Source organism: Caloranaerobacter azorensis DSM 13643 (genome assembly GCF_900129995.1).
In the GTDB taxonomy this organism is placed as follows: domain Bacteria; phylum Bacillota; class Clostridia; order Tissierellales; family Thermohalobacteraceae; genus Caloranaerobacter; species Caloranaerobacter azorensis.
In genome coordinates this window covers 1-6,612 of record NZ_FQXO01000103.1, presented here as the reverse complement: position 1 = coordinate 6,612, position 6,612 = coordinate 1, and the positions used below count along the sequence as shown (strand labels likewise).

Annotated in this window: 9 protein-coding genes; 1 reads left to right on the top strand and 8 read right to left on the bottom strand. The window is 26.7% G+C overall.

Going from position 1 to position 6,612, the window contains the following annotated elements; genetic code table 11:
* Positions 1-371: 371 nt before the first annotated feature.
* The 8 genes from BUB51_RS11675 to BUB51_RS11640 form a co-directional block, all read right to left on the bottom strand.
* Complete coding sequence (locus tag BUB51_RS11675; protein WP_035164175.1) at positions 372-581, bottom strand: hypothetical protein; 210 nt, start codon at positions 579-581, stop codon at positions 372-374.
* Between the two features lie 444 nt (positions 582-1,025).
* A complete protein-coding gene (locus tag BUB51_RS11670; protein WP_143153622.1) occupies positions 1,026-1,940 on the bottom strand; it encodes a hypothetical protein in 915 nt (304 codons plus the stop codon).
* Positions 1,941-2,042: 102 nt separating this feature from the next.
* Positions 2,043-2,360, bottom strand: coding sequence for a hypothetical protein (locus tag BUB51_RS11665; RefSeq protein WP_083599619.1), 318 nt, complete (start codon positions 2,358-2,360; stop codon positions 2,043-2,045).
* 30 nt (positions 2,361-2,390) lie between these two features.
* Positions 2,391-2,801 (bottom strand): hypothetical protein, encoded by a 411-nt coding sequence (locus BUB51_RS11660; RefSeq protein WP_073197935.1) that lies wholly within the window; start codon positions 2,799-2,801, stop codon positions 2,391-2,393.
* On the bottom strand, positions 2,782-3,462 hold the full coding sequence (locus BUB51_RS11655; RefSeq protein WP_200791962.1) for an ABC transporter ATP-binding protein: 681 nt from the start codon (positions 3,460-3,462) through the stop codon (positions 2,782-2,784). The genes BUB51_RS11660 and BUB51_RS11655 overlap by 20 nt, the downstream gene beginning before the upstream one ends.
* A gap of 2 nt (positions 3,463-3,464) precedes the next feature.
* On the bottom strand, positions 3,465-4,715 hold the full coding sequence (locus tag BUB51_RS11650) for an ABC transporter permease (RefSeq protein ID WP_073197931.1): 1,251 nt from the start codon (positions 4,713-4,715) through the stop codon (positions 3,465-3,467).
* A 2-nt stretch (positions 4,716-4,717) separates the two neighbouring features.
* Positions 4,718-5,770 (bottom strand): FtsX-like permease family protein, encoded by a 1,053-nt coding sequence (locus BUB51_RS11645; RefSeq protein ID WP_073197929.1) that lies wholly within the window; start codon positions 5,768-5,770, stop codon positions 4,718-4,720.
* A gap of 75 nt (positions 5,771-5,845) precedes the next feature.
* Entirely contained in the window at positions 5,846-6,244 is a 399-nt protein-coding gene (locus tag BUB51_RS11640) for a hypothetical protein (RefSeq protein ID WP_073197927.1), read from the bottom strand.
* Positions 6,245-6,417: 173 nt separating this feature from the next.
* Between BUB51_RS11640 and BUB51_RS11635 the strand changes: the two genes are divergently transcribed.
* The coding region (locus BUB51_RS11635; RefSeq protein ID WP_200791960.1) for a hypothetical protein at positions 6,418-6,612 on the top strand (195 nt) is incomplete at its 3' end.

Sequence of the window (6,612 nt, the reverse complement as noted above, 5' to 3'; positions counted from 1 at the left end):
CAAAACTAATTGTTGAAATTTTTACTTGAGATTTTACTCTTTTATCTTTTAAAGTATTGATTTTTTCTCCTATATCATATACCTTATTAATATAGGTGAATAATTGTTTTAGGTAACTTTTGTTCATCCTATCAGCATCCTTTTTTTAATGTGTTTGTGGTAAAACTATTATAAAAAGGATGCTTTTATTTTGCAAATTTTTTCTCTGTAGTTTCCAGCAAAAATCGGAAAATCTCAAATTTTTAGTGCTTATTCTGAAATTCTTATAAATCAACGGACTATCGCCCTAAAAAATTTTCAAGTGCTAAATTTCTGTGTACTTTTGCATGTTTTTTATGATAATGCTGCATCAATAAAAATCTTTTATTTAACTATTTTTGCCTCGTTAAAAAATGTAACCACTCTAATATTTCACTAAGGGCTAATAATATAAATGAAACAGAAATAAAAAGAATAACTATTAATATCAATATTAAATAACTCCCAAATATCGATGTTTCCATAAAACCATAGAACAGAGTAAAAACAGCTAAAAAAATACATATATAAGCTAATTTCTTTAATATATTTTTAATTTCCATCAATATCACCCCCATTGAATATTTTTGACACCTAAGTTAATAGACTTACTATTTAATAATTTCAACAATATCTTTTTGAGAGTCATAAACTAATATTTTAATTGGATTTTCTCTTATTATTTGATTTTCTACTATTTTTAAAGGATATATATATATACAATTTATGTATTTTAGAAATATCGATCCCCTTGTAATAGACTTATTTCTAATAACTATATAATTAATCAGCATAACTTAAGATTGGATGTAATAATATGTTTTTCAATAATCTTAACTTGCTTACAGCTATTATCTCACATTTATTACCATCTTACTTTAGCCTCAAACTTTCATGCTTATTAATTATCTCTTTTAACTTTGTGCAAAAGTCTTGTTCATTTAAAAAAACTCTATACATATTAACTCCTCCCAAAATTTTCATTATTACTTTTTTACAACTTCTATTTATATTTCTTCTTCATTCGACTTAAATCTTATTTCAATACATGGATATTTGGAATCATATAGATTAAATGTTTTTACATTAAAAAATTTAGATGGTTCTTTTAAATTAATTCTAATGTAACTATTATCGTATTTTTCATAAAATTCTATAGACTCAAAATAGTAATTTTCTTTAATATTTTCTGATTTATGTTTATATAAATTGCTATCTATTTTTGTATCTTTAAAACAAATAATTAGTTGATTTTTTTCTTCATTATAATTTATTTCTGTATTTGGTACATCTATAAAAGCTGCATAAAACATAGGCTCAAAACCTTTTTGTGGTTTAAACATAATTTGTATTCCGTTCAAAGTAGTTTCTATTTCAGCGATAATTTCATTTACTTTACTTCCGAGAAAAACTTTTTTATCAATTGGAAAATCTATATCTTTATGTCTTGCAATAAAATCATAATTGCAATTAACATTTTCAGTATTTCTGATACAATGTATTTCAAATGGCGCAGTTCTTAAAGCACTTTCTGAATGTTTCCCATTTGCTAGTAATACTATATAATTTTCATTTATTACTTCGTATGATTCAATAAAACAATCTTCACTAGGTAAAATATCTCTGTCTCCTGTTTTTAAATTAATCAATTCAAATCTATTTGATAAAGTAGGTTCTTGACTTTCAATTAAAATATAATCTGTATCATTTCTTTTGAATTTAGTTATATTGACTATTTCCGAGTCCGAAGCATCATATTCTTTTTTTATCTCTTCTATTGTCAATAAATTCTTACCGCTTTCTTGAACACTATTAACTTTTCTATCGTCATTCATTGTACACCCTGAAACTATAAATAAAGACATAACAATTATAAACAGCTTAATCTTCATAATTGTTCTCTCTAAATACACTAAAATCATTTCCCCTTATAATCTCATTAGTATGATATAATGGAATGGTTCTTCTGTTTCCTTTTTAATATACTAGAACTCGTACCTCTGTATCCATTATATGTAAGATTTTTAGTTTTCAAAAAGTTTCGAAATTTCTTCTAAAGCAAAATATAATGCAATCGCTATTAAGGTAATAAGCCCTATTTGATAGACTGCTCTTGAAACACATAATTCATATCTAACTACATTAAGTCCCATTGGTTTTTTATCTACAAGTTCCCATATAGGTACATATCTTAAATCGAAAATGTTATTTTGCCCCCAAACTGTACGAACCGGAACATGATAAACCCCTACTTTGTATATTACTATTACATAGATTATTAACAATATTCTTTTAAGAATATTTACAATTTTATTTAACATATTCATAATTTTATCAAACATAATCATACCCCTTTTTAAAAACATAAATAATTATTCAATAGGTAGTTCAGTACCGGCTCTTATTCTTCCATCCGTATCTTGTCCAATTTTTATTTTCATTTTCCATAATCCTTCATTCTTATTTACAGGAATCTTTTCAATTATATTGTTCTCACTATCTGCACTCATTTTTTTCACCATCTCACCATCAGGATTATATATCCAAATGTCAATTTTACCTTGATTTAAATTTGTTTCAATATAAATATTTTCAAACCCCCTATTAACTTGAATTTCTTTTTCTATCTCACTATATTCTTCCTCATATTCTTCTGGTATAAAATTAAATTCTACACTATGACTTTCTTTTGAATTTGAACATGCTGTCAAAGAAAGGCTAAATATTACAAGTACACAAAGTAAAAAAAATACTCCTCTTCTATTACAATAAAACTTTATCATCTTTCATTATCCTCCCATCTATTATTTGAATAATTCTTTTAGAAAACTTAGCAACGTTTAAATCATGGGTAACTAGTATTATCGTCTTACCAAGTTTATTGAGCTTCAGAAATATATTCATTAATTCTTCTCCATTTTTTTGATCCAAAGCTCCAGTAGGTTCATCTGCTAATATAATATCAGCTCCGCTGATTAAAGCTCTTGCTAAAGCAACCCTTTGTTGCTGCCCTCTCGATAACTGATATGGCATTTTTTTTAATTGGCTTTCAATACCAAGTTGACTTGCAGCTTTAAAAATTAGTTCCTTTCTTTTCCTTCTATTAAGATTACGCGGCAACAACGGAAGCTCTATGTTTTCTAAAACAGTATATTTTTCCATTAAAGCGAAGTTCTGAAAAACAAATGTGATTTGTTTATTTCTTATTCTACTAAGATCTTTATCGTTTAATTTAGTCATATCTTTCCCATCCAAATAGTATTCACCCGATGTTGGACGATCCATACAACCTATAATATTTAGCAATGTAGATTTACCTGAACCAGATGGCCCCATTATAGATAAAAATTCAGACTTCTTTATAGTCAAATTAACTCCATCTAACGCTTTGGTAATTTCAGAGCCTTCTCCATAGTATTTACATATATCTTTTAAAACTATCATTTCTATTCTCCTCCATCTATTAAATCAACGGGTTGGTATTCCGAAATCAACTTTATAGGAAGTATTGATATTATAATTAAAACTAATAATGCAAAAATAGTAATAATCCAAAGCGAATACGACTTTAAAGTAACTAATAAAACATTTACTGTTGTGAACTTCATAGCTTGTACTTTTAAAAAATAATACATATAGACGACAATAGTAGAAATTCCAACCAATATCAAATTTTCAAAAATTACTGAACAAATGATATCTTTCTTTGAATAACCATAAGCAATCCTTATACCAAATTCCTTTTTTCGTAAAAAGACAGAAACACATAACGATGCAATAACGGAGACTAAAGAACAAAATGTAATAGTGAAAGCTAAAATATACCCAAATTTAGCAATGTTCTTTTGACTTTTCTCCCAAAGCTCCATAAATTCAGCTAAATTACTTATCCTCATTTTTACATTTTCATTTAATGCAAATTTATCTATTTCTTCAAGAATTTTTAGATGATTTTTGTTTTCCCCTAAATTAATAAATATTTTGCCTACAGTTGATAATTGAGTCATATTGTCAGTCTTATCACTTGCAGAAAACGGAGCAAAAAATTTTGTGCTAAGTTTTATTGGCGTATCTGTAATAGGATCAGAATCATTAAACCAAATATCATTATCACCTAAATATCCTTTAACAATATACTTAGTATTGTTGTATTCTATAGTTAATATGGTATTCACTTTTATTATATCGGAATATTTAGAACCTACAAATAATGGTAAATACTCTTCTCCATCTATTAAAATTGGTTTAAAATCATTCTCTTCTAAAGAAAAGTTAATATAATTTAGCATATTCGGTTCTATCATAACTACATCAGAAATACCGGGATAATCTTCTAATATTGTCCCTTTTAATATAGTAGCATTTCTTTCTCTGTATTCTTTGTTATTTTTTAATTCTTTAAAATATAAAGTTGTCTCATCATATGCTGATACACTTACATTTTCATATCTCATAGCAAATTCTTTAATACTATTAATCTTTTCTCCTTCTTTTCCTGGAGGTATTGAACTAAAATCCAAACGGTATATACGACCCATATTTGTTTTAAACATACTCTTAATCATTTTTTGTTGTATTTTAAATGCAAATGATGTAGTTACAACCCTTAAGATAAGAAATACTGAAATAGAAATCAATAATATCATCAATAACGATCTACATTTTTCTTTCCATATAGATTTAAAAGCAAAATTCATAATTATTTCACTCCATCTGCAGGATGAATTTTAGTAACATAATATGACGGTATTATCATTGATAGAAACATTGTTATTGACAAAACCATTAAAATAGACAGTATAGCAATTACATAACTGGATAAAGATATGGTAAATATATTTCTTTTATATATTACTAATTGAAGTAAGCCGCTAATTACCGCTGCCAATAATAAAAGCTGTAATATCTCAAAAGACATATTTTTTATAATCATAAAGTCAGAACAACCAAAAGCTTTCCTTATACTAATTTCTCTTTTTCTTACAACTATCCAGTATTGTGAAACAATCACAGTATTAATCAGTGCAAAAGCTAATAATGCTAAAAAAATTGAGTATTTTGATGACATTAAAATATCGAATGGATGAACTTCATTTTTTATCTCTCGATAAGATACATTTATTTTCTTAGAAACTTTTTTTAAATTTTCTTTGAATTTTTTATATTCTTTTACTAAATCATTATTGTTAGAAGCAAATTCAAGCAAAATTCCGTCTTGGTTTTCAAGGGTTTCTGGGAAAATATCAAAATAGTCTATGCCATTCATAATTATTCGTCCTTTAGAATAAGGTGCTTTTTCCGTGGATATGATATCAAAAATTTTTAATGTTCTACCTTTTACTTCTATCTTTTTGCTTTTATCTGTTATATTATCGGCAATAATAATTTCTCCTCTAGGAAGTTTTGTAATACTTCCAATAGAAGGAACAGGTATTTCTTCTGTTTGTTTCAATATAACTTCAGAGACAAATGTGCCATCAATATCAGGAAAAAAAATCCTTGCATTCTTAAAATAAATGTTGCCTTTAACATTTTTCAAAGATTTAATAATATCTTCATAATCTAAACTATTATTATTTAATAAAATTCCTACTTCTATTCTTCTGGAATAATCATATTGCTTCTGTATATTTAAAGCATCTCTAATCTCGGTATATGATTGTAAGCTGTTAAATAATGCAAAAAATACACAAATAAAATTAAGAATAATAAGCGTACTAACAATCTTATATCTTTTGTATACTCTAAACATAACCCATCTCCTTAACATATATTAATATAAAGTTTCCGCCCACAAAACGAACGGAAACTTTATATTAGCTATTTCTTATTCAACATGATTGAATGAATCTACTGCATACTCAACTGTATTTGATGAATTATCAATAGAATGTCTACTCATATATGCATATACGTCTGTCCAAGTATAATTGCATTGGGCTAGAGAACTACTACTATCGTACTTATAATCTGCCATAGTATACTTATCATCCCATCTTTCAATTCTAACAGCAACCCTATAACCATTATTTCCAGTTGTAAACTTTGTTTTTGCCTTTCCATAATCTTTACCAAAGACAGACCAGTTAAAATCCGTCTCTAATGTTGCTATCGCTTTTGTACCTTTATATTCCAATATTCTTTCAGAAGTCTTGGCTAGTACAGGAACAGCCATAATCAACATTAAAGCCAAAGCTAATACCATTATCGTTCTTTTCTTTTTCATTCTAAATCCCCCTTATTTACTCACGTAGTGTCAAAAGTTTAGAGCAAATTTGACACCCAAACATTGAAATTTGAATAATATATAGGTTTGGTTGTCTCCCCCCTCTTTGGATATACTTTAAGTAGCACCAAAAATATAAAAGAAATACAAAAGAAAGGAGAGACAAACCAAAAATGAAATCTTTAATTATTAACTTAACAAATACTATCAGAATTCTTTATGTTTTAGTAATTTATCTTCTAATCCCATATTTTAAAAATCCTATAAAACCTAGAACTAATAAACCAATAAGCAAACCATATAGAAAAATCGAAGTTGATACCGAACTTCCTATTATAGAAACAATTGAAGTTCCTAATTATAAAGAG